Below are 22335 nucleotides of genomic sequence, written 5' to 3' on the forward strand. Positions count from 1 at the left end.
CTTGGAGGCCCTCATCGCGAGCAGGCTCACTCCTACATTGGAATGCGTTCCCCTGTAGGAGTGAGCCTGCTCGCGATCGAGGCGACGCGGTCTATCTGACCGGGCTTATTCCATGTCCTTGAGCCACTCGGTGCTCTTGAACCACTTGTCATGGATGCGATCGTAGGTGCCGTCTTCGTGGATCTGGTGCAGGAAGTTGTTGATGAAGTTGAGGCTGTCAAAATCGCCCTTCTTCAGGCCGAAGGCCAGCGGCTCGTAGGTGAACGGCTTGTCGAGGAACACCAGTTTGCCGGCGCCGACCTTGTTCACCGCGACGACGTTGTACGGCGCGTCGTAAATGAAGGCATCGGCCTTGCCATTGACCACGTCGAGCACGGCTTCCTGCTCGTTGTCGTACCCGTGGTATTTGGCTTTCGAGATCAGTTTTTTCGCGACCATTTCGCCGGTGGTGCCGAGCTTGGAGGTGATGCGATAGTCAGCGGTGTTCAGGTCTTTGTAGGACTTGATGGTGCCTTCCAGCTCTTTGCGGATCAGCAGGGTCTGGCCGACGACGATGAACGGATCGCTGAAGTTCAGGCGCAGGTTGCGCTCCTGGGTCAGGGTCATGCCGCTGCCGATCATGTCGAACTTGTCGGTCATCAGCGCCGGAATGATGCCGTCGTAACCGGTGGAAACCAGCTCCAGCTTGACGCCCATGGCCTTGGTCATGGCCTTGAGGATGTCGACTTCGAAACCGACGATTTCGCCACGCTTGTTGGTCATCTCGAACGGCATGTAGGTCGGATCCATGCCGACTTTCAAGGTGCCGCGCTTGACCGCGTCATCGATCGCGCCAGCCTGCGCCGCATTGACTGCAACCAGTGCCGTGACGCCGACCAGCAGCATCGACAGATACTTCTTCATCTTCAAGTCCCCAAAACCATTGCGTGTGCGGCGCGAAAACCGACAGAGGCAGGCAAAAAAGCCCAGGCGCGCCAATTCGGGGACGGATGCTAACGCACTCGTTCGTTTGCACAAGGTTTTTTGCCGGGAATTGTTGTTACTGGTCAGGCCGTAAAAGCTTAAAAAAAAGCCCCGCATGTGCGGGGCTTCTCTATTTATGCCGGTTGAGCCTGCAGGCTCACCGGTCGCAACGGCAGCAACGGTGCATGCGGATCGGCTTTCACCGAAGCGCGCCAGGCGTCCAGCCACTCGGCGTGACCTTCGGCCCAGACTTGCTCGTGCAGACGCGCCAACGCCACCGGGTCGCTGAGCAGTTGCAGGCGATCATGGTTGTTCAGCCCGGCCGGGCCGACCTTGATCGCGTGCCGCACACGCTCCTGACGCAGCCACTCGATCGGTTCGGCCTGACCGTGACGGGAGGTCGCCAGCGAGCACGCCAAGGCGTTCTGCTGCGGATCGACCACTGCGCGAACGAAGCCGTCGTTCAGTGCGTGCCAACGGTTTTCGTGGGTGTACTGATCGGTTGCCAGCAAGGCTTGCGGCGGATTGTATTCCTCGGGAATGAGGAACAGGCTCTCGTCGCGGGTCTTGAGGCCCAGGCCGACACGGCTGGAAATCACCGACACCGGGATCGACAGCATCAGCGAACCGACGATCGGCACCAGCCACCACAGGAAGCTCGGGTTCAGCCAGATCACCAGCAGCGCCCAGAAGAAGCCCAGCAGGGTCTGCGGGCCGTGACGCTTGACCGCTTCGCTCCACGGCGTCGAGTCGTCGTCACGCTGCGGCGAATTCCAGGTTGCCGCCCAGCCGAGGAACGCGGCCAGAACGAAACGGGTATGGAAAATCATCCGCACCGGCGCCAGCAACATGGAGAACAGCATCTCCAGCAGCATCGACAGGGTCACCTTGAACTTGCCACCGAACTCTTTCGCGCCCTTGGCCCAGATCAGGATGATGCTCAACAGCTTCGGCAGGAACAGCAGCACGATGGTCGTCGAAAACAGCGCGATCGCTTTGTCCGGATGCCATTGTGGCCACAACGGATAGAGCTGACGCGGTTCGAGGAAGTACTGCGGCTCCATCAGCGTGTTCACCGCCAGCAGCGCCGTCGACAACACCAGGAAGAAGAACCACAGCGGCGCCGACAGGTAGGACATCACGCCGGTCAGGAACACTGCGCGGTGCACCGGGTGCATGCCCTTGACCAGGAACAGGCGGAAGTTCATCAGGTTGCCGTGGCACCAGCGACGGTCACGCTTGAGTTCGTCGAGCAGGTTCGGCGGCAGCTCTTCGTAACTGCCCGGCAGGTCGTAGGCAATCCACACGCCCCAGCCGGCACGGCGCATCAGCGCCGCTTCAACGAAGTCGTGGGAGAGGATTGCACCGGAGAACGCACCTTTGCCCGGCAACGGCGCCAGGGCGCAGTGGTCGATGAACGGCTTCATGCGAATGATCGCGTTGTGTCCCCAGTAGTGGGATTCACCCAACTGCCAGAAGTGCAGACCGGCGGTGAACAGCGGGCCGTACACACGGGTCGCGAACTGCTGCATGCGCGCATACAGAGTGTCCATGCCCGACGCCCGCGGCGCGGTCTGGATAATCCCGGCGTCCGGGGTGGCTTCCATCAGGCGCACCAGACTGGTCAGGCATTCGCCGCTCATCACCGAGTCGGCGTCGAGTACCACCATATACTTGTAGTCACCGCCCCAACGACGGCAGAAGTCGTCAAGGTTGCCGCTCTTGCGTTTGACCCGGCGACGGCGACGGCGATAGAAGATCTTGCCGAAGCCCTTGGCTTCGCGGCAGACGTCCAGCCAGGCCTGTTGCTCGGCGACGCAGATGTCGGTGTCGTTACTGTCGCTGAGGACGAAGAAGTCGAAGCGATCCAGGTCACCGGTGGCCGCAACCGATTCGAACGTCGCACGCAGACCGGCGAACACACGCGGCACGTCTTCGTTGCAGATCGGCATTACCAGCGCGGTGCGTGCGTCTTTCGGGATCGGCTCGTTGCCGGCGCTTTTGCCGGAGATACGATATTTATCGTGACCAGTGAGCAACTCGAGGAAGCCCATCAACGCGGTCCAGAAACCGGCCGAGACCCAGCAGAACAGAATTCCGAAGAGAATCAGGATGCTGGTTTGCAGCGCATACGGCAGCACTTGCGTGGCGGTTTGCAGCAGCGGTTGATGCAGGACTTCTTCCAGATCGACGAACGACCAGCCCTGGTACGGCATGATGCCTTTCATGTACCAGCCGGCGACGATGGTCTGGCCGAGCATCAGCAGCAACAGAATGTAGCGACGGATCGAGCCGACCGTGCGCCAGCGCGCGGCCGGCAACACGTTGGCGTCTTTCGGCGGCTGCGGCGGATTGGTCCGGCCGGTCAGGCGGCGCCAGCCGCGCACCAGAATATTGGTGCGCCATGGCTCCGGCACAACCTTGGTCCGACGGATCGGCGGCGTAGCCTTCATGCTGACCCGGCCGCTGGCGTCGAGCACCAACATTTCTGCGTCGGCAAGTTCTTCGGCGGTGCTCAGGGTCAAGCGCTTGCCCACCGAAGCCTGAGCGGCTTCGGCAGGATCGTCGAACGTCGAAGATGACAGGCGTTCATGCAACTCGCTGAACGACTGGCAGCCCGCGAGTTCCGCGCGCTGCTCGTCGGTCATCGGCAGATGCGCCAGATACTCGGACAGAGTCTCTGGCTGTACTTGAGAGTTACTCATCGGCAGGCAACTGATAGCTCCAGGTCTCGGTCAGGACTTCTTCAGTCGGCGCCGATTCCGGTGTGGCTGGGGCCGCGTCGGCAGCGACTGGCTGCTTGGCGTCTTTGTTGGCCTTTTCCTTGGCATCTGCGGCTGGCTTGGCTTCGGCCTGTTTGGCTTCGGCGGCCTTGGCTTCCTTGTCGAGTTTTTCCTGTTGCTTGGCGGCGACCTTGTCAGCCTTGGCGACCGACGAGTTGGAGGCCGGCAGCGACGATTTGGTCAGATCCGCGGTGACGATCGGCTGAACCAGCGCGGCGCGCATCTCGGTCGCCTTGCTCGCGTCCTTGATCTTCATCCGCAGGGTCAGGCGCCAGCCCTTGGTTTCCGGGTTGTAGCGCACGCTGTTCTCGACCAGCTCGGCGTTGTCGCCGACGCTGACCTGACTGCGCACGTCGGCATCCGGTGCCAGCGCGGCCAGCGATGGACCTTCGAAGTCGACCAGGTAGGCCACGCTGCCATCGGGTTGACGAATCAGGTTCGACTGTTTGACGTCTCCGGTCGAACGCAGGGTCTGCGCCACCCAGGCGCTGTCCGGCGCGTGCAGCGCGGCTTCGTCCATGGTCCAGTGCATGCGGTAGGCGAAGTCCAGCGGCTGGCCCGGCTCCGGCATTTTTTCCGGGCTCCAGAACGCAACGATGTTGTCGTTGGTTTCGTCGGCGGTAGGAATCTCTACCAGATCGACGGTGCCCTTGCCCCAATCGCCTTTCGGCTCGATCCAGGCGCTTGGGCGCTTGTCGTAGCGGTCGTCGAGGTCTTCGTAATGGCTGAAGTCGCGGCCACGTTGCAGCAGACCGAAACCACGCGGGTTTTCGACGCTGAAGTTGCTCACGGCCAAGTGTTTCGGGTTGTTCAGTGGGCGCCAGATCCACTCGCCGTTGCCGGCATGGATCGACAGACCGCTGGAGTCGTGCAGCTCACGGCGGTAGTTAAGAACTTTCGACGGCTGGTTGGCGCCGAACAGGAACATGCTGGTCAGCGGCGCGATGCCCAGTTTGCCGACCTTGTCACGCAGGAACATTTGCGCCTTGACGTCGACAATGGTGTCGCTGCCCGGACGCAGGGTCAGTCGGTAGGCACCGGTGGCGCGCGGCGAATCGAGCAGGGCAAAGATCACCAGGTGCTTGTCGCCCGGCCTCGGCTGTTGGATCCAGAATTCGCGGAAACGCGGGAATTCCTCGCCCGACGGCAGCGCGGTATCGATTGCCAGACCACGGGCCGACAGCCCGTAGGTGTGGCCCTTGCCGACAACGCGGAAATAACTCGCGCCGAGCATGGTCATGATTTCGTCTTGCTTGTCGGCCTTGTTGATCGGGTACAGCACACGGAAACCGGCGTAACCCAGTTGTTCGGTGGCTTTCGGATCGAATTTCAGGTCGCCGAAATCAAAGCGGGTCGGATCGTATTTGATCTCTTCGACGGTGTTCGTCGTGATTTCGTTGATTTTCACCGGTGTATCGAAGTGCATACCCTGGTGATAGAAAGACAGTTTGAATGGCGTCTTCTTGTCCGCCCACTCGGCTTTCTCGGTGAGGAAGCGAATTTTCTGATAGTCCGCAAACTTCATTTCGCGGAATTCGTTCGGCAGGTTGCTGCGCGGGGCTTCGAACTTCTGCCCGGCCAGCTCTTTAGCCTTGGCCGATACGTCGTCAAGATTGAACGCCCAAAGCTGACCGGCGCTGAGCAGGCACAGGAGCGCCGAACCCGCTACCAGAGCACTTCGCATGCGTTTGGCAGACATTTTTGCTGCATTACAGGGACTAACAATCACGAGCAACCCTCGCCGAAAACAGATCAATAAACCAACGGCCAGATGAAGTGCCTGTGGGGTTTTCGGCTGTGAACAACCGACCTTCCAGCGCACCCTTGCCAAGTTGGCGAGCAATGTTCCGACTCCGCCGGGGCAAAATGATTCCCCAATCGGATCCAGACAAGTCTCTACCTAAGCCAAAACGGATCAACGAATGTCGATCCCCGCAGCGCGCGATTATCTAGTAGCCCGGATGACAACGCATCAGGGGTAACAAAGTATTTATCGCGAAAACAGCCTGAAAACGTCGAAATTTCCGAAAAAGGTGTTTCAGCCACTGTCAGGTCTGTAACAAAAACGTAACGGGACCATCGTTGACCAGATGCACCTGCATATCGGCGCCGAATCTACCTGATGCCACAGTGCCATGCACCTGTTTCGCCAGGCTCAACAGATAGTCGAACAATTCTTCGCCCAAGGCCGGTGGCGCCGCTGTCGAAAAGCTTGGCCGCAGGCCGCTTTTGGTGTCGGCGGCGAGGGTGAACTGAGAGACCAGCAGCAATCCGCCGCTCACCTCCGTCAGCGACAGATTCATCTTGCCTTCGGCGTCACCGAATACCCGATAGTTAAGCAGTTTATGCAGAAGTTTGTCGGCGCTGGTACGCGTGTCGTCGGGTTCGACCGCCACCAGCACCAGCAACCCCTGATCGATCGCGCCAACCACTTCGCCGGCCACTTCAACCCGCGCACCACGTACGCGCTGTAACAGCGCCTTCATGCTTCTTCGAGTGGCAGGTCGAGCAGGCGCTGAGCCATTTTGCTCGCGGCACGCACCAACGCATCGGTGATGCCCGGTTCGGATGCCGCGTGCCCGGCGTCGCGAATCACCTGCAATTCGCTGTTGGGCCAGGCCTGATGCAATTCCCAGGCGTTGTCGAGCGGGCAGATCACGTCGTAGCGACCATGAATGATCACGCCGGGCAAGTGAGCGATCTTGCCCATGTCGCGGATCAACTGGTTCGGCTCAAGGAAAGCATTGTTGGTGAAGTAGTGACATTCGATCCGCGCGATCGACAGCGCGCGCTGCGGCTCGGAGAAACGATCGACCACCAGCGGGTTCGGCCGCAGGGTCGCGGTACGCCCTTCCCACGTCGACCAGGCTTTGGCCGCGTGCATCTGGGCGATCTGGTCATTACCGGTCAGGCGTTTATGGAAAGCGTTGAGCAGGTCGTCGCGCTCGTCCAGCGGGATCGGCGCGATGTAGTCCTGCCAGTAATCGGGAAACAGGCGGCTGGCGCCGGCCTGGTAGAACCACTCGATTTCCTGCGGACGGCAGAGAAAGATCCCACGCAGGATCAGGCCATGGACGCGTTCCGGATGGGTCTGCGCGTAGGCCAGCGCCAGGGTCGAACCCCACGAGCCGCCGAACAGCACCCATTTTTCGATGCCCAGGTGCTTGCGGATGCGCTCAAGATCTTCGACCAGATCCCAAGTGGTGTTGTTTTCCAGGCTGGCATGCGGGGTGGAGCGACCGCAACCGCGCTGGTCGAAGGTAACAATGCGATACAGGTTCGGATCGAAATAGCGCCGGCTCTGCGCGTCGCAGCCAGCCCCGGGGCCACCGTGGATGAACACCACCGGCAGACCCTCCGGCGAGCCGCTTTCATCGACATACAGTGTATGGGTGTCATCGACAGCCAGATCGTGCCGGGCGTGAGGTTTGATCTGCGGAAACAAAGTCTGCATTGCGCGCTCCGTAAGGGGTCGAGGTCATCCCTGAGGGGACTTCTATTATTCTGCCGTTGGGCATCATAAACCCGATTTGCGTCAATGAGCATGCCTGTGCGCTATCGCCGTTTGTCAGCCATTAGCCTCACCGGTCGAACGCGATCCTGTGGGAGCGAGCCTGCTCGCGAAAGCGGTGTGTCATTCGGCATGGATGCTGGCTGAACGAACGCCTTCGCGAGCAAGCCCGCTCCCACAAGGGGGTTATGCGCTGTAGTGAGATTTTGCCCAGGCCAGATAACCCTGCAGCAATTCCCTGAGCACCACCCGCGTCGGTTCGGCCAGGTCGGCGCGGTAGCGGAACGGTTCGAACTCTTCCATGTAAGTGGATTGACACAGTTCCAGTTGCACGGCGTGGACGTTCTGCGCCGGGTTGCCGTATTGCCGGGTGATGTGGCCGCCCTTGAAGCGACCGTTCAGCACATGACTGAACTGATCATGGCGGGCGCAGATTGCTTCCAGTTGCGAGGCCAACTGCGGATCGCAACTGGCGCCATTGAACGTGCCGAGGTTGAAGTCCGGCAGTTTACCGTCGAACAGATGCGGGATGATCGAACGGATCGAGTGCGCGTCGAACAGCAGCGCGTAGCCGAACTCGGCTTTCAGCCGCGCCAGCTCCTCCTGCAAGGTGCGGTGGTACGGCGTCCAGATTTGTTGCAGATACGTCGCCCGCTCTTCATCCGACGGCTCCAGACCTTGCTGGAACAACGGAATGCCGTCGAACAACGTCGCAGGATACAAACCGGTGGTCGCCCCGGCGTACAACGGCTTGTCGTCGGACGGCCGGTTGAGATCAATGACGAAGCGCGAATATTCCGCAGCCAGGGTGCTGGCGCCCAGTTCTTCAGCAAAATCGTAGAGCTGCGGAATGTGCCAGTCAGTGTCCGGCAGGCTTTTCGCCGCCGGGATCAACCCGGACTCGACCGCCGGGGTCAGACGCACGCCTGCGTGCGGCATGCTGATCAGCAGCGGCACGCGGCCTTGTTTGAAATTCAGAACCTTGTCCACAACCGCTCTCCTACAGATTTGATTCAACGCCGTGACGCACGACGCGCTTGTCCAGATCACCGCCGAGCCAGTAGGCCAGATCCGCCGGCCGGTCGATTTGCCAGGCGACGAAATCGGCGACCTTGCCGGCCTCCAGCGAGCCGTGGCTGGCGGCCATGCCCAGCGCTTGCGCGGCATGAATCGTTGCGCCGGCGAGGGCTTCTTCCGGGGTCATGCGAAAACAGGTGCAGGCCATGTTCAGCATCAGGCGCAACGACAGCGCCGGCGAGGTGCCGGGGTTGAGGTCGCTGGCGATGGCAATCTTCACTTTGTGCTTGCGCAGGGCGCCCATCGGCGGCAACTGCGTCTCGCGCAGAAAGTAGAACGCGCCCGGCAGCAGGACCGCGACGGTGTCGGCGGCGGCCATGGCGATGGCGTCGTCCTCGTCCATGAACTCCAGATGATCGGCGGACAAGGCTTGATAACGCGCGGCGAGGCTGGAACCGTGCAACGAGGAGAGTTGCTCGGCATGCAGCTTCACGGGCAGACCGAGTCGTTGTGCGGCGACGAATACCCGCTCGACCTGCGCCGGCGAGAACGCCAGGTATTCGCAGAACGCATCCACGGCATCGACCAGACCTTCAGCGGCAAGGGCCGGCAGCATCTGATCGCAGACCAGATCGATGTAATCGTCGGCGCGGTCCTTGTACTCCGGCGGCAAGGCGTGCGCCGCCAGGCAAGTGCTGCGTACGCTGATCGGCAGCGCTTCGGCCAGGCGACGGATGACTCGCAGAATCTTGCGCTCATTGGCCAGATCGAGACCGTAGCCAGACTTCATTTCCACGGTGGTCACGCCATCGCGCATCAGGCTTTTCAGACGTTTGGCGGCGCTGGCGAACAGCTCGTCTTCAGTGGCTTCGCGAGTGGCGCGCACGGTGCTGGCGATGCCGCCACCCTGCGCTGCGATCTCGGCATAGCTGACGCCTTGCAGGCGCTTTTCGAACTCACCGCTGCGATTGCCGCCGAACACCGTGTGGGTGTGGCAGTCGATCAGGCCAGGAGTGACCCAGGCGCCTTGCAGATCATTGACCGCCGGGTATTCGCCGGACGGCAACTGAGTGCGCGGGCCAATCCACTCGATCAGCGCGCCGGACGTCACGATCGCGGCATCCTCGATGATCGAATAGGCGCCGTTGGCCATGGTTGCGACGTGGCAGTGTTGCCAGAGGGTTTTCATCCCAGGTCCTCGTCTTGTTCAAAATCGTTTCGCGAGCAGGCTCGGCAGAAGCTTCGCCGGAACCAGCTCAGTCAAACACCGCGAAGCCAGCAACTCGGTCGCTGCATTGATGTCCGGGGCGAAGAACCGGTCCTTCTCGTAAAACGCCACTTCCTTGCGCAAGATCGCCCGCGCCTGTTCCAGTTTCGGCGAGGTCTTCAGGCCGTTGCGCAGATCCAGGCCCTGCGCCGCCGCGAGCCATTCCACCGCAAGAATCCCGCGGGTGTTTTCAGCCATTTCCCACAGACGCTTGCCCGCCGCCGGGGCCATCGACACGTGGTCTTCCTGGTTGGCCGAGGTCGGCAGGCTGTCGACCGAATGCGGATGGGACAGCGCCTTGTTCTCGCTGGCCAGCGCCGCCGCCGTCACCTGGGCAATCATGAAACCGGAGTTCACACCGCCATTGGCAACGAGGAACGGCGGCAGTTGCGACATGTGTTTGTCCATCATCAGCGATATCCGCCGTTCGCTCAGCGAGCCGATTTCGGCGATGGCCAGGGCCATGTTGTCAGCGGCCATCGCCACCGGTTCGGCGTGGAAGTTGCCGCCGGAAATCACATCGCCCTCGGCGGCAAACACCAGCGGGTTATCCGACACCGCGTTGGCCTCGATCGCCAGCACTTCAGCAGCCTGACGGAACTGCGTCAGGCACGCGCCCATGACTTGCGGCTGGCAGCGCAGCGAGTACGGGTCCTGAACCTTGTCGCAGTTCTGGTGCGAAGCGGACACTTCGCTGCGCTCACCGAGCAGATCGCGATAAGCCGCAGCGGCGTCGATCTGGCCCTTCTGACCGCGGGCGGCGTGGATGCGCGCATCGAACGGCGAGCGCGAACCCAGCACGGCTTCAACGGTGAGACTGCCGAGCGCCAGTGCACCGGCAAACAGGTCCTCACCTTCAAACAATCCGCGCAGCGCAAATGCTGTAGAAACCTGAGTGCCGTTAAGCAGCGCCAGGCCTTCCTTCGCTGCCAACGTCAACGGCGTCAGGCCAGCGATTTTCAGCGCCTCGGTCGCTTCCATCCACTCGCCCTTGTAGCGTGCCTTGCCCTCGCCCAGCAGCACCAGCGACATGTGCGCCAATGGCGCGAGATCGCCCGATGCACCCACCGAACCTTTCAGTGGAATGTGCGGGTAAACCTCGGCATTGATCAGCGCAATCAGCGCGTCGATCACCAGACGGCGAATCCCGGAGAACCCACGGCTGAGACTGTTGACCTTGAGCACCATGATCAGCCGCACCAGCTCATCGCTGATCGGCTGGCCGACACCGGCTGCGTGCGACAGCACCAGCGAGCGCTGGAGGTTTTCCAGGTCTTCGCTGGCGATGCGCGTCGAGGCCAGCAGGCCGAAACCGGTGTTGATGCCGTAGGCAGTGCGGTTTTCGGCAAGGATCTGCTCGACGCAGGCGACGCTGGCTTCGATCTGCGCGCTGGCGCTGTTGTCGAGGGTCAACGTGACCGGGTTCTGGTAGACGTCACGCAGTTGGGCCAGGCTCAGTTGGCCGGGGATCAGGTTCAGCGCAGTCATTAATGTGCTCCTTTTGTGAGTTCGTCTCTTGAATAAAGAGAAACTGCCAGTCGCTCCGGAGCATTCCGTTATCCGTCGCCTCTCGTCTTTTGAACGATCCGCGCCTTGGCACGCTGGCAGGGGTAGTTGTCAGTGCAAATTCGGTAAAACGCTGTGCAGCACATTCGGCGCTTTCAACACGCTCGCCGCAGCGGCGATGTCCGGCGCCAGCCAGCGATCCTGATCGTAGGCCGGCACCGTTTCGCGCAGCAGGCGCCAAGCGACATCGGTGCCGGCGCCGAAGCGTTGTTCCTTGAGAAATTCCAGCGCCTGCGCTGCGAGCAGATATTCGATGGCGAGGATCTGTGTGCAGTTTTCCAGCGCGCGATGCAGCTTCAGCGCGGCGTTGGTGCCCATGCTCAGGTGGTCTTCCTGCAGGCCCGAGGTGATGTAATTGTCGAGGACCGCCGGTTGCGCCAATTGCCGGTTTTCCGCGCATAGCGACGCCGCGACGTATTGCACGATCATCATCCCCGAGTTGACTCCCGGATTGGCCACCAGAAACGCCGGCAGTCCGCTGACGTGCGGGTTGACCAGGCGATCGAGGCGGCGCTCGGCAATCGAGCCGATTTCGGCCATGGCAATCGCCAGCAGGTCCGCCGCCATCGCCACCGACTGCCCGTGCGGGTTGGCTTGCGACATGACCCGGAAGTTGTCCGGCGTGCCGAGCAGCAGCGGGTTGTCGGTGCAGCCGTTGAGTTCGGTTTCGACCTGTTTGATCGCATGTTCCAGTTGATCTCGCGCGGCGCCGTGCACCTGCGGGATCGAACGAATGCTCAACGCATCCTGGGTGCGAATGCCCTTGCTCGAAGCGATCACTTCGCTGCCCTCAAGCAGCGCACGCAAATTGGCGCCGACCTGCTGCATGCCCGGATGCGCTTTCAGCGCGATGATCTCGGCATCGAACGCATCGATCTGACCACGCTGGGCTTCGAAGCTCATCGCACCGATGACATCGGCCCATTGCAGCAGCCGTGTTGCGTCGGCGATGGCCAGGCAGCTGAGGCCGGTCATGCACGGCGTGCCGTTGACCAGGCACAAACCATCCTTCGCCCCGAGCGGCACAGGTTGCAGGCCCTCCTCGGCCAGCGCCTGTTGCGCTGGCACGATCTGCCCGCGATAGCTGACATTGCCGACGCCGAGCAGCGCAATGCCGATGTGCGCCATGTGGGTCAGATAACCCACCGAACCCTGCGACGGCACCTGCGGGGTGATGCCGCGATTGAGCAGCGCCAGCAGTCCTTCAACGACTCGCCGATGCAGGCCGGATTTGCCGTGGCTGTAGTTGTGGATCGCAGCGCAGATGATCGCGCGGGTTTGCTCGTTGCTGAGGACCGGGCCGACACCGCAGGCATGGCTGAGCAGAGTGTTGCGCGAGAGCTGGCTGAGTTGTTCATCTTGCAGGGAGACGTTAGACAAACCACCCAGGCCGGTGTTGACGCCGTAGGCGCGCTCACCGCTGGCGACAATGCGCTGGACGATGCCTTGGGCGTTTTCGATACGCGCCCAAGTCTCGCTGGACAGCTCCAGCCGCGCGCCATGACGGGCGACAGCGACCACGTCCTGCCAACGCAGGTGGGCACCGGTGATCACGATTTTTTCAGCCTGGGACATCTTTAACCTCATACCAATTCTGTTGATGCAGGTAACCCTGTGGCGAGGGGATTTATCCCCGTTCGGCTGCGAAGCAGTCGTAAAACCAGCCACCGCGGTCTGTCTGACAGATTTGGGGGCATTGTTTGGGGCGGCTTCGCCACCCAACGGGGATAAATCCCCTCGCCACAAAGGCAACTCAGTCTCAGACCACCGCCGCCCGCCGCTGCACAAACCGGTCGACATACTCGTCCGCCGGCGAATGCAGGATCTCTCTCGGCGTACCGACCTGAATCAACCGGCCATCCTTGAGAATCGCAATGCGATTGCCGATGCGCACGGCTTCGTCGAGGTCGTGGGTGATGAAGACGATGGTCTTGTGCAGGGTCTTTTGCAGGTCCAGCAACTGGTCCTGCATCTCGGCGCGGATCAACGGATCCAGCGCACTGAACGCTTCGTCCATCAGGATGATGTCGGTGTCCGCCGCCAATGCCCGGGCGAGGCCGACACGCTGACGCATGCCGCCAGAGAGCTGGTGCGGGTATTTGTTTTCGTAACCTTTGAGGCCCACGGTGTTGATCCAGTGGAGCGCGCGTTCGGCGCACATCTGCTTGCTCTCGCCGCGCACTTTCAGGCCGTAGGCGACGTTGTGGAGCACGCTCTTGTGCGGCAGCAGGCCAAAGCTCTGGAACACCATGCTGATCTTGTGCCGGCGAAATTCGCGCAGGGCGTCCATGTCGTATTGCAGGATGTCCACGCCGTCGACGAGGATCGCCCCGCTGGTCGGGTCAATCAGGCGATTGAAGTGGCGCACCAAGGTGGATTTGCCCGAGCCGGACAGGCCCATGATCACGAAGATCTCGCCGGTGCCGATGCTCAGCGACAGGTCGTTGACCCCGACCACGCAACCGGTTTCGTTCAGTACCTGATCCTTGGTCTTGCCCTGACCGACCATGGCCAGCGCATCCTTGGCGCGGTTGCCGAAAATCTTGAAGACGTTTTTGACTTCGATCTTGCTCACGGTTGCGTTAATCATTTGCTCACCTCGTGCCGTGGCCGACCGTACGCCTGGGTAATGCGGTCGATGACCACTGCGAGAATCACGATCGCCAGACCGGCCTCAAGACCACGTCCGACGTTAAGGGTCTGAATGCCCACCAGCACATCTTCGCCCAGGCCACGGGCACCGATCATCGAGGCGATCACCACCATCGACAGGGCCATCATGGTGGTCTGGTTGATCCCGGCCATGATGCTCGGCAGGGCCAGCGGCAGTTGCACGCCGAACAGTTGCTGCCAGCGGTTGGCGCCGAAAGCGTTGATCGCCTCCATCACTTCACCGTCGACCTGGCGAATACCGAGGTCGGTCAGGCGAATCAGCGGCGGCGCGGCGTAGATCACGGTGGCGAAAATCGCCGGGACCTTGCCCAGGCCGAACAGCATCAGCACCGGAATCAGGTACACGAAACTGGGCATGGTCTGCATGATGTCGAGCAGCGGCATCAACACCGAACGCAGGCGATTGCTGCGGGCCGAGAGAATCCCCAGCGGAATACCGATCAGCACTGAGATGAGCGTCGCCACCATCATCAGCGCCAGGGTCTGCATGAGCTTGTCCCACAGGCCGACCGCGCCGACGAGGAACAACAGACCGACGATGACGGCCGTCGTTACCACTTTGCGCGTGGCGTGCCAGGCGACGACACCGACGATCGCCAGCATCAACCACCACGGCGCCGCGCGCAGCAGACCTTCGAGGTTGACGATGGCCCAGAGCAGGGTGTCGGAGATGTGGCGGAACACATCGCCGTAGTTGGTGACCAGCGAATCGACCCAACCGTTGACCCAGTCGGCGATGGAAAAGGTAAAGCTTTCGGGAAACATAAGAGACTCTCAATCAAGGGGTTGCGATCAAGCGTCCGGCTGCCGGTGGCGGCAGCCGGAATGGCTCGACCTACAAGGCCGCGTCGATCTTTTTGGCTGCGTCTTCGCTCACCCATGCGTGCCAGACTTCAGGATGTTCCTTGAGAAAGATTTTCGCCAGTTTTGGCGACTCGATGCGCTCCTTGGCCATGCGCCCCAGGTTCTGGTTGAGCAGGTCGATCGGCAGGTTGACCTTTTCCAGCACGGCGACCAGTTCCGGCGCTTCGTCATGGAAAGTTTTCGACAGGCCGACCTTGATGCTCACGGTTTTGTCGACGCCGGGTTTTTCCTCAAGCTTGACCAGATCCACCTGCCCCATCAGCGGGGTTGGCGACCAGTAATAAAACAGGATCGGCTCGCCACGCTTGTAGCTCGACAGCACGGCTGCATCCAGCGCAGGTCCGGTGCCCGGACGGAAGTTGGTGTAGCTGTTTTCCAGGCCATAGCTTTTCAGCATTTCGCTGTTGTCGAGTTCGCAGGTCCAGCCGGCCGGGCAATTGTAGAAACGGCCCTTGGACGGCTCTTCGGCGTCCTTGAACACGGCGGCGTATTTGCCCAGGTCAGCGATGTTTTTCAGGTCCGGCGCTTTCGGTTCCAGCTTGCGCCTGGCGTCGCCTTCGATCACGTAGCGCGGCACATACCAGCCTTCGATTGCACCCACCACCGGCGCGCCGACACCGACGACCTTGCCGGCCTTCTCGGCCTTGTTCCAGACCTCGCTGCGGCCGACCCACTCTTCGGCGAACACTTGAATGTCGTTGCTGCTCAGGGCGTTTTCCATGGTGATGGAATTGCCCGGCAGGCTGTCGGTCTTGCAGCCGTAGCCTTTTTCCAGCACCACTTGCATGACGTCGGTCAGCAGCATGCCGCTTTCCCAGTTCAGGCCGGCGAATTTCACCGGTTTGCCCGATTCGCACCAGCCGGCAGCCTGGGTCGCGCCGGCACTGACCAACAGGCCCATGGACAGCAGTGTGGTCAGCAGGGTCTTGTTCGATTTCATTGTTGTGACGCTCCTAATCATGAATGGGCTTACGGCAGTCAAGAGGCATCCAGCCTGTCCACGTCCAATTCAGGCCTGCGCCGCAGCGCGACCGGCCCCGCTTGTTTTAGGTTGTACAACGCTGTTCTGCTCGATCGGCAGAATCAGGTAATCGGGCACTGCGCTGTGCCATTTTTTTGCGCAGACGTAATAGACGGCAGCGGGCAGCACCAGACCGATGATCCAGGAAATGTCCACGTCACCGAGGGCAGCCACCAGCGGCCCGGTATAGAACTTGGTCGAGATGAACGGCAGCTGCACCAGCACGCCGAACACATAGACGCCGATACCCAGCAGGTTCCAGCGGCCGTAGCGACCGTTCGGATCGGCCAGCGCCGGCACGTCATAGCGCTCGCGGGTAATGCAGTAGTAGTCCACCAGGTTGATCGCGCTCCACGGCGTGAAGAACGCGAGCAGGAACAGGATGAATGACTTGAACGCACCAAGGAACGAATGCTGGCCGAGCAAGGCAATCAAGGTTGCCGCGCCGACGATAAACAGCACGAACACCAGCCGCTGCAAACGCGTGACCTGCAAGTGGCCGCGAAAACCACTGATGATGGTCGCGATGCACATGAAGCTGCCGTAGGAGTTCAGCGTCGAAATGGTGACCTTGCCGAACGCGATGCTGAAATACAGCAGCGCAGCGGTGGCGCCGGTGCCGCCCAGACCGACGATGTAGGCCACTTCATGACCGGCGAATTGACCGTTGGCCGAGGCCGCGGCAAACACCCCGAGAATCATCGCAACCTGAGCGCCCACCACCGAACCTGCACCGGCGGCAAAGAAGGTTTTGACCGTCGACGTATTGCTCGGCAGGTAACGGGAGTAGTCAGCGACGTAAGGCCCAAAAGCAATCTGCCAAGAGGCGGCGAGCGACACCGCGAGGAGGAAACTGCTCCAACTGAAGTGGCGAATTTGCAGCAGTGCGCCCACGTCGGTCTGGCTCATCAGCCGCCAGAACAGGAACACGAAGGCGATCACGCCAATGACACTGGCGACGCGGCCGATCCAGTGGATCACGCGATAACCGAGCACCGTCACCAGCACGATCACGCTGGCAAAAATCAGAATGCCAACGCTGTCGCTGACGTTGAACAACTGACCCAGCGCCTGCCCGGACAGCACCGTACCGGTGGCGGTGAAGCCCAGGTACATCAGGCACACCAGCACGATGGGAATCGCCGCGCCGTAAACGCCGAACTGCACACGACTGGAAATCATCTGCGGCAAGCCCAGTTTCGGCCCTTGCGCCGCATGCAGCGCCATCACGCCACCGCCGAGCAGTTGCCCGATCAGCAGACCGATCAACGACCAGAACACATCACCGCCGAGCACCACGGCCAAGGCCCCGGTGACAATCGCGGTGATCTGCAGGTTGGCGCCCATCCAGAGGGTGAACTGGCTGAACAGACGACCGTGTCTTTCCGCTTCCGGGATGTAATCGATCGAACGCCTTTCGATCAACGGTTTGCTGCCTGCACGATCGTGGTTAACCGCCATGATTCAACCTCTGTGGATTGTTATTCGGGTTCACTGAGCTTCGGTGGAGCTGCTTTTCTGTGGGAGCGAGCTTGCTCGCGAAGAGGCCAGCACATTCAACATCTTTGCTGGCTGAAAGATTGCTTTCGCGAGCAAGCTCGCTCCCACATAAAGCAAAAGCGTGTTACTTGCTGCCGGTGATCATCGGCAGATTCAGCCCCTGCTCTTTCGCGCAGTCGATTGCGATCTGGTAACCGGCATCGGCATGGCGCATGACGCCGGTTGCCGGATCGTTATGCAACACGCGCGCGATGCGCTCGGCCGCTTCATCGGTACCGTCGCAGACGATCACCATCCCCGAATGCTGCGAGAAGCCCATGCCGACACCGCCGCCGTGGTGCAAGGACACCCAGGTCGCACCGCTCGCGGTGTTGAGCAGCGCATTGAGCAATGGCCAGTCGGACACGGCGTCGGAGCCGTCCTGCATCGATTCGGTTTCGCGGTTAGGACTTGCGACCGAGCCGGAGTCGAGGTGGTCGCGACCGATCACGATCGGCGCCGACAACTCGCCGCTGCGGACCATTTCGTTGAAGGCCAGACCCAGCTTGGCGCGCAAGCCCAGACCGACCCAGCAGATACGCGCCGGCAGACCCTGGAAGCTGATGCGCTCGCGGGCCATGTCCAGCCAGTTGTGCAGATGCGCGTCGTCGGGGATCAGCTCTTTGACCTTGGCGTCGGTCTTGTAGATGTCTTGCGGATCACCCGACAACGCCGCCCAACGGAACGGGCCGATGCCACGGCAGAACAGCGGACGGATGTAGGCCGGCACGAAGCCTGGGAAATCAAAGGCGTTTTCGACGCCCTCTTCCTGAGCCATCTGACGAATGTTGTTGCCGTAATCGAAGGTCGGGATGCCTTGCTTCTGGAATTCCAGCATGGCTTTGACGTGCACGGCCATCGACTGCTTGGCAGCCTTGATCACCGCGGCCGGTTCGGTCTTGGCGCGGGCGCGGTATTCGTCCCAGCTCCAGCCGGCCGGCAAGTAACCGTTGAGCGGGTCGTGGGCGCTGGTCTGGTCGGTGACCATGTCCGGACGCACGCCGCGCTTGACCAGCTCCGGGAGGATTTCCGCTGCGTTGCCGAGCAGGGCAATCGAAATGGCTTTGCCTTCTTTGGTGTATTTGTCGATGCGCGCCAGGGCGTCGTCGAGGTCTTTGGCTTGCTCATCGACGTAACGGCTTTTCAGGCGGAAATCGATGCTGACCTGCTGGCATTCGATGTTCAGCGAGCAGGCGCCGGCCAGGGTGGCGGCCAACGGTTGTGCGCCGCCCATGCCGCCGAGGCCTGCTGTCAGCACCCAGCGACCTTTAAGGTCAGCGCTGTAATGCTGGCGACCGGCTTCGACGAAGGTTTCGTAGGTGCCCTGGACGATGCCTTGGCTGCCGATGTAGATCCAGCTGCCGGCGGTCATCTGGCCGTACATGGCCAGGCCTTTGGCGTCGAGTTCGTTGAAGTGTTCCCAGCTTGCCCAGTGCGGCACCAGGTTGGAGTTGGCAATCAGTACGCGCGGCGCGTTGCTGTGGGTTTTGAACACACCGACCGGCTTGCCCGATTGCACCAGCAGGGTTTCGTCGTCGTTCAGGTTAGTCAGGCTCTCGACGATCTTGTCGTAGCATTCCCAGTTGCGCGCGGCGCGACCGATGCCACCGTAGACCACCAGCTCTTTAGGGTTCTCGGCGACTTCCGGGTCGAGGTTGTTCATCAGCATGCGCAGCGGCGCTTCGGTCAGCCAGCTCTTGGCGGTCAGCGTGTTACCGCGTGCAGCACGGATTTCGACGTCGCGATACTTTGTGGTTTTCCGGGTATTGTCAGTCACGAAAAAGACTCCTCAGCGATCAATTCAAACCAACCCTGGCAGTGGGCAGCAGCCTGCGCGCATCAATGCGCGACAAGCGAATCAGTGGACGCTGCGGAGAGTCTCGAGCGACTCATACGCATACGTCTTTACTTGTACATACAAGCATATGCAATCAAGCGGCCAACTTGCTGAAGGGCTGTTCAAGAAAAATTGCGAACGAGGCTGGAGAACGCCTGAATCAAGGGTCCTGGCGTGAATGAAATTTTCTTCGCGAGTATTTTTGGGAGGTTGGGATTGGCTGCGAGAGCGTGGTATTGCGCCACGCTGGGGCGTTCGGTAACAAGTTGGTGCGCGGTGAGAAACAACAGTGGGATGACTTTTGTGGCGAGGGGATTTATCCCCGCTGGCTCGCGAAGCGGCCCCATTCTTGATTAAAAAAAGCGGTCTGCTGCGCAGCCCAACGGGGATAAATCCCCTCACCACAGGGAGTAGTCAGTTTTTGAGGAGTTCGATCACGCAGCATGCGGCGTGGGTGGAGACGTCGACCAGCCCGCTGTTGCCGTCCAGTTGCAGGCAATCATGCCGACCGAGCTGCGAAACACCGTCGCCAACACGCACGTCCATCAGCTCACTGATACTGAACACCAGTACCGTCCCCGCCGAACTGAAAAACCGTTGCTCGCCATCCAGCCACTGCAACCGCGCGCTGTAACGTTGCGGCGCATAAATCAGATTGAAGTCGCGAATCGCACCGCCGAGCAAGGTGCACGACACCTGGCTTTCGCCACTGAAGGCGAACGGGTCGAGGGGTAACAGTGGACGGGTATCGTCACCGTCGACACACAGGGTCATGCCGTCACCCTGTAACACGGTGATCACTCGCTGGTAGCCGGCGAAGGTCGAAAAACCGCCCGATTCGGCGATGTCGGCAATCGACAGCCGCCAGCCGAAACCGTCCAGGCCGGCACCCGCGTCGCGGCTGATTTCTTCAGTGCTGCCGCCGCCATTTTTCCACGGCATGCGCGGGTAGCCCTCGGCGCGGAGAACCTTCACTTCATATTTCATTTATGGAACCGCCCTTCCAGACGATGACGCGAACCCGGATGGATCAAACGCGCCGCCGTCACCGGCTGGCGCCCCGACCAGGTACGCCGGCGAATCAACAGGCACGGCTCGCCTTTTTCAATTTGCAGCAATTTGCACTCGGACGGTTCGGCGAGGATCGCCTCGACCACATGTTCGCCTTCGGTCAGCGGCGCCACCTGGTTCAGATAGGCATAAGGAGTTTGCAGGGTGAAGTCCTGCTTGAGGTATTCCGGGGCGACCAGTGCGTTGACGAAACGGTCTTCGATTTGCACGGGAATGTCGTTTTCGTAATGCACGATCAACGAGTGAAACACTTTCTGCCCTTCGCGCATGTCCAGCGCCAGTGCGCGCTCGGAACCGGCGGCCTCTTCTTCCAGCGTGATGACCTGGCAGGTGTGACGGTGGCCGCGCGAGGCGATTTCGTCGGCGATGTTGTGCACTTCGAACAGCGCGGACTGGCTCTTCGGCTCGGCGACAAACGTGCCGACGCCCTGCATGCGTACCAGCAGACCGTCGGCGGTCATTTCGCGCAGGGCACGGTTGATGGTCATGCGGCTGAAACCGAGTTGATTGACCAACTCGCTCTCGGATGGCACGCGGTAGTGCGGCGGCCAGTTACCGCTGTCGATCTGCTGGGTGATCATCTGTTTGACGCGGGCGTACAAGGGCGCCGGACTGTCGCCCATGTTCGCGGCCAACGGAGAGACTGGAGGCGGAGTCGGCACGGTTGATCCCTGTTCATTGGATGAAAGTGACTAGCTTGCCGGAGTTTACCGGGCAGGCAAACGTCTGTATATGTATATACAAATAACACACGATGGGGTGCTGAACCATGTCCGCTTTCTTTGCCGAACGCGCGCTGCTGCCTAACGGATGGGCCAACAATGTACGTCTCGAGGTCAGCGCCGAAGGCCTGCTGACCCGCATCCAGGCCGATTCCACTGCAGATGGCGCCGAACGGCTGAGCGGGCCGTTGCTGCCGGGAATGCCCAATCTGCATTCCCACGCCTTTCAAAGGGCAATGGCGGGTCTGGCCGAAGTGGCCGGCAATCCGAACGACAGTTTCTGGACCTGGCGCGATTTGATGTATCGCCTCGTCGGAAAAATCAGCCCCGATCAGCTCGGCGTCATCGCCCGGCAGTTGTACATCGAAATGCTCAAGGCCGGTTACACCTCGGTCGCCGAATTTCACTATGTGCACCATGACAGCAACGGCCAGCCGTACGCCGATCCGGCGGAACTGGCCTTGCGTATCAGCCACGCCGCCAGTGAAAGCGGCATCGGCCTGACCCTGCTGCCGGTGCTTTACAGCCACTCCGGTTTTGGCGGTCAGCCCCCGAACGACGGCCAGCGCCGTTTCATCAACAGCACGGAAAACTACCTGAACCTGCAATCGCGCCTGCAGCCATTACTGGCGCAGAAAAAGGCGCAATCGCTGGGGCTGTGTTTCCACTCGTTGCGCGCGGTGACACCGCAGCAGATCAGCGAAGTGCTCGCCGCCAGCGACAAACAATGCCCGGTGCACATCCACATCGCCGAACAGCAAAAGGAAGTCGACGACTGCCTGAGCTGGAGCGGTCGTCGTCCGCTGCAATGGCTGTTTGAGAACACCGAAGTCGATCAGCGCTGGTGCCTGGTCCATGCGACCCACGCCAATCCGGAAGAAGTCACGCTGATGGCCAAGAGTCGCGCCATCGCCGGTCTGTGCCTGACCACCGAAGCGAATCTGGGCGACGGGATTTTCCCGGCAGTGGATTTCCTCGCGCAGGGCGGGCGCATGGGCATTGGCTCCGACAGCCATGTATCGCTCAGTGTGGTAGAGGAACTGCGTTGGCTGGAATACGGCCAGCGCTTGCGCGATCAACGACGCAATCGCTTGTATGGCGCGGATCAGCCGATGGTTGGGCGCACGCTGTACGACGCCGCGCTGGACGGTGGCGCGCAGGCGTTGGGGCAGCCGATCGGGGCACTGGAAGTGGGCAAACGTGCGGACTGGATCGTGCTCGATGGCAAAGATCCGTATCTGGCGACGGCCTCGGGTGACGGGATTCTTAATCGCTGGTTATTTGCCGGCGGCGATCGCCAGGTGCGCGATGTGCTGGTCAATGGTCAGTGGGTGGTGCGCGATGGCCGGCATGCCGGTGAAGAAGACAGCGCGCGGGCCTTCACCCAGGTCCTGCGCGATCTTTTAGGCTAGCGCAAAATAAACTGTGGGAGCGGGCTTGCTCGCGAAGAGGGCGTGTCAGTCAACGGATTTGGCGACTGACCCACCGCTTTCGCGAGCAA

At 61.1% G+C, this 22335-nt stretch carries 17 protein-coding genes; 1 reads left to right on the plus strand and 16 read right to left on the minus strand.

The genetic code is table 11. From position 1 onward, the window contains the following. Positions 1-105 precede the first annotated feature (105 nt). The 16 genes from HU765_RS07955 to hutC all read right to left on the minus strand — a co-directional run bounded on the left by HU765_RS07955 (position 106) and on the right by hutC (position 20735). Positions 106-903, minus strand: a complete 798-nt coding sequence (locus HU765_RS07955; RefSeq protein ID WP_186619649.1) for a transporter substrate-binding domain-containing protein — start codon at positions 901-903, stop codon at positions 106-108. A 194-nt stretch (positions 904-1097) separates the two neighbouring features. Next, on the minus strand, positions 1098-3668 hold the full coding sequence (mdoH, locus tag HU765_RS07960; RefSeq protein ID WP_186552161.1) for a glucans biosynthesis glucosyltransferase MdoH: 2571 nt from the start codon (positions 3666-3668) through the stop codon (positions 1098-1100). Next, the gene (locus HU765_RS07965; RefSeq protein WP_186619650.1) at positions 3661-5445 is read right to left on the minus strand and encodes a glucan biosynthesis protein G; all 1785 of its coding nucleotides are present in this window, start codon (positions 5443-5445) and stop codon (positions 3661-3663) included. Before HU765_RS07965 ends, mdoH begins: the two co-directional genes overlap by 8 nt. A gap of 349 nt (positions 5446-5794) precedes the next feature. Then, positions 5795-6232 (minus strand): D-aminoacyl-tRNA deacylase, encoded by a 438-nt coding sequence (dtd, locus tag HU765_RS07970; protein WP_186619651.1) that lies wholly within the window; start codon positions 6230-6232, stop codon positions 5795-5797. Continuing rightward, positions 6229-7200: a prolyl aminopeptidase gene (gene pip, locus HU765_RS07975; protein ID WP_073471584.1), complete on the minus strand. Its 972-nt coding sequence runs from the start codon at positions 7198-7200 to the stop codon at positions 6229-6231. Before pip ends, dtd begins: the two co-directional genes overlap by 4 nt. Before the next feature lie 243 nt (positions 7201-7443). After that, on the minus strand, positions 7444-8247 hold the full coding sequence (gene hutG / locus HU765_RS07980; protein WP_186619652.1) for an N-formylglutamate deformylase: 804 nt from the start codon (positions 8245-8247) through the stop codon (positions 7444-7446). A gap of 10 nt (positions 8248-8257) precedes the next feature. Beyond that, positions 8258-9463: an imidazolonepropionase gene (gene hutI / locus HU765_RS07985; RefSeq protein WP_186619653.1), complete on the minus strand. Its 1206-nt coding sequence runs from the start codon at positions 9461-9463 to the stop codon at positions 8258-8260. Positions 9464-9481: 18 nt separating this feature from the next. Continuing rightward, entirely contained in the window at positions 9482-11029 is a 1548-nt protein-coding gene (hutH, locus tag HU765_RS07990; RefSeq protein WP_186619654.1) for a histidine ammonia-lyase, read from the minus strand. A 129-nt stretch (positions 11030-11158) separates the two neighbouring features. After that, positions 11159-12682, minus strand: coding sequence for a histidine ammonia-lyase (gene hutH / locus HU765_RS07995; RefSeq protein WP_186619655.1), 1524 nt, complete (start codon positions 12680-12682; stop codon positions 11159-11161). A gap of 184 nt (positions 12683-12866) precedes the next feature. After that, entirely contained in the window at positions 12867-13697 is an 831-nt protein-coding gene (locus tag HU765_RS08000) for a glycine betaine/L-proline ABC transporter ATP-binding protein (protein ID WP_186619656.1), read from the minus strand. Beyond that, entirely contained in the window at positions 13694-14545 is an 852-nt protein-coding gene (locus HU765_RS08005; RefSeq protein ID WP_186552111.1) for a proline/glycine betaine ABC transporter permease, read from the minus strand. Before HU765_RS08005 ends, HU765_RS08000 begins: the two co-directional genes overlap by 4 nt. A 70-nt stretch (positions 14546-14615) precedes the next feature. After that, a complete protein-coding gene (locus HU765_RS08010) occupies positions 14616-15584 on the minus strand; it encodes an ABC transporter substrate-binding protein (RefSeq protein ID WP_186619657.1) in 969 nt (322 codons plus the stop codon). Positions 15585-15653: 69 nt separating this feature from the next. After that, the gene (locus HU765_RS08015) at positions 15654-17126 is read right to left on the minus strand and encodes a cytosine permease (RefSeq protein ID WP_186619658.1); all 1473 of its coding nucleotides are present in this window, start codon (positions 17124-17126) and stop codon (positions 15654-15656) included. A 163-nt stretch (positions 17127-17289) separates the two neighbouring features. Continuing rightward, positions 17290-18981, minus strand: a complete 1692-nt coding sequence (gene hutU / locus HU765_RS08020) for a urocanate hydratase (protein ID WP_186619659.1) — start codon at positions 18979-18981, stop codon at positions 17290-17292. A gap of 474 nt (positions 18982-19455) precedes the next feature. Further along, positions 19456-20028 carry a HutD family protein gene (locus HU765_RS08025; protein WP_186619660.1) on the minus strand — a complete coding sequence of 191 codons (573 nt, stop codon included), beginning with the start codon at positions 20026-20028 and terminating at the stop codon, positions 19456-19458. Beyond that, the gene (gene hutC / locus HU765_RS08030) at positions 20025-20735 is read right to left on the minus strand and encodes a histidine utilization repressor (protein WP_163013658.1); all 711 of its coding nucleotides are present in this window, start codon (positions 20733-20735) and stop codon (positions 20025-20027) included. The genes HU765_RS08025 and hutC overlap by 4 nt, the downstream gene beginning before the upstream one ends. Positions 20736-20881: 146 nt before the next feature. Here hutC and HU765_RS08035 point away from each other — a divergent pair, with 146 nt between their 5' ends. Further along, positions 20882-22246: a formimidoylglutamate deiminase gene (locus HU765_RS08035; protein WP_186619661.1), complete on the plus strand. Its 1365-nt coding sequence runs from the start codon at positions 20882-20884 to the stop codon at positions 22244-22246. The last annotated feature ends 89 nt before the right edge of the window (positions 22247-22335 follow it).

This window comes from Pseudomonas sp. SWRI81 (genome assembly GCF_014268545.1).
In the GTDB taxonomy this organism is placed as follows: Bacteria; Pseudomonadota; Gammaproteobacteria; order Pseudomonadales; family Pseudomonadaceae; genus Aquipseudomonas; species Aquipseudomonas hamedanensis.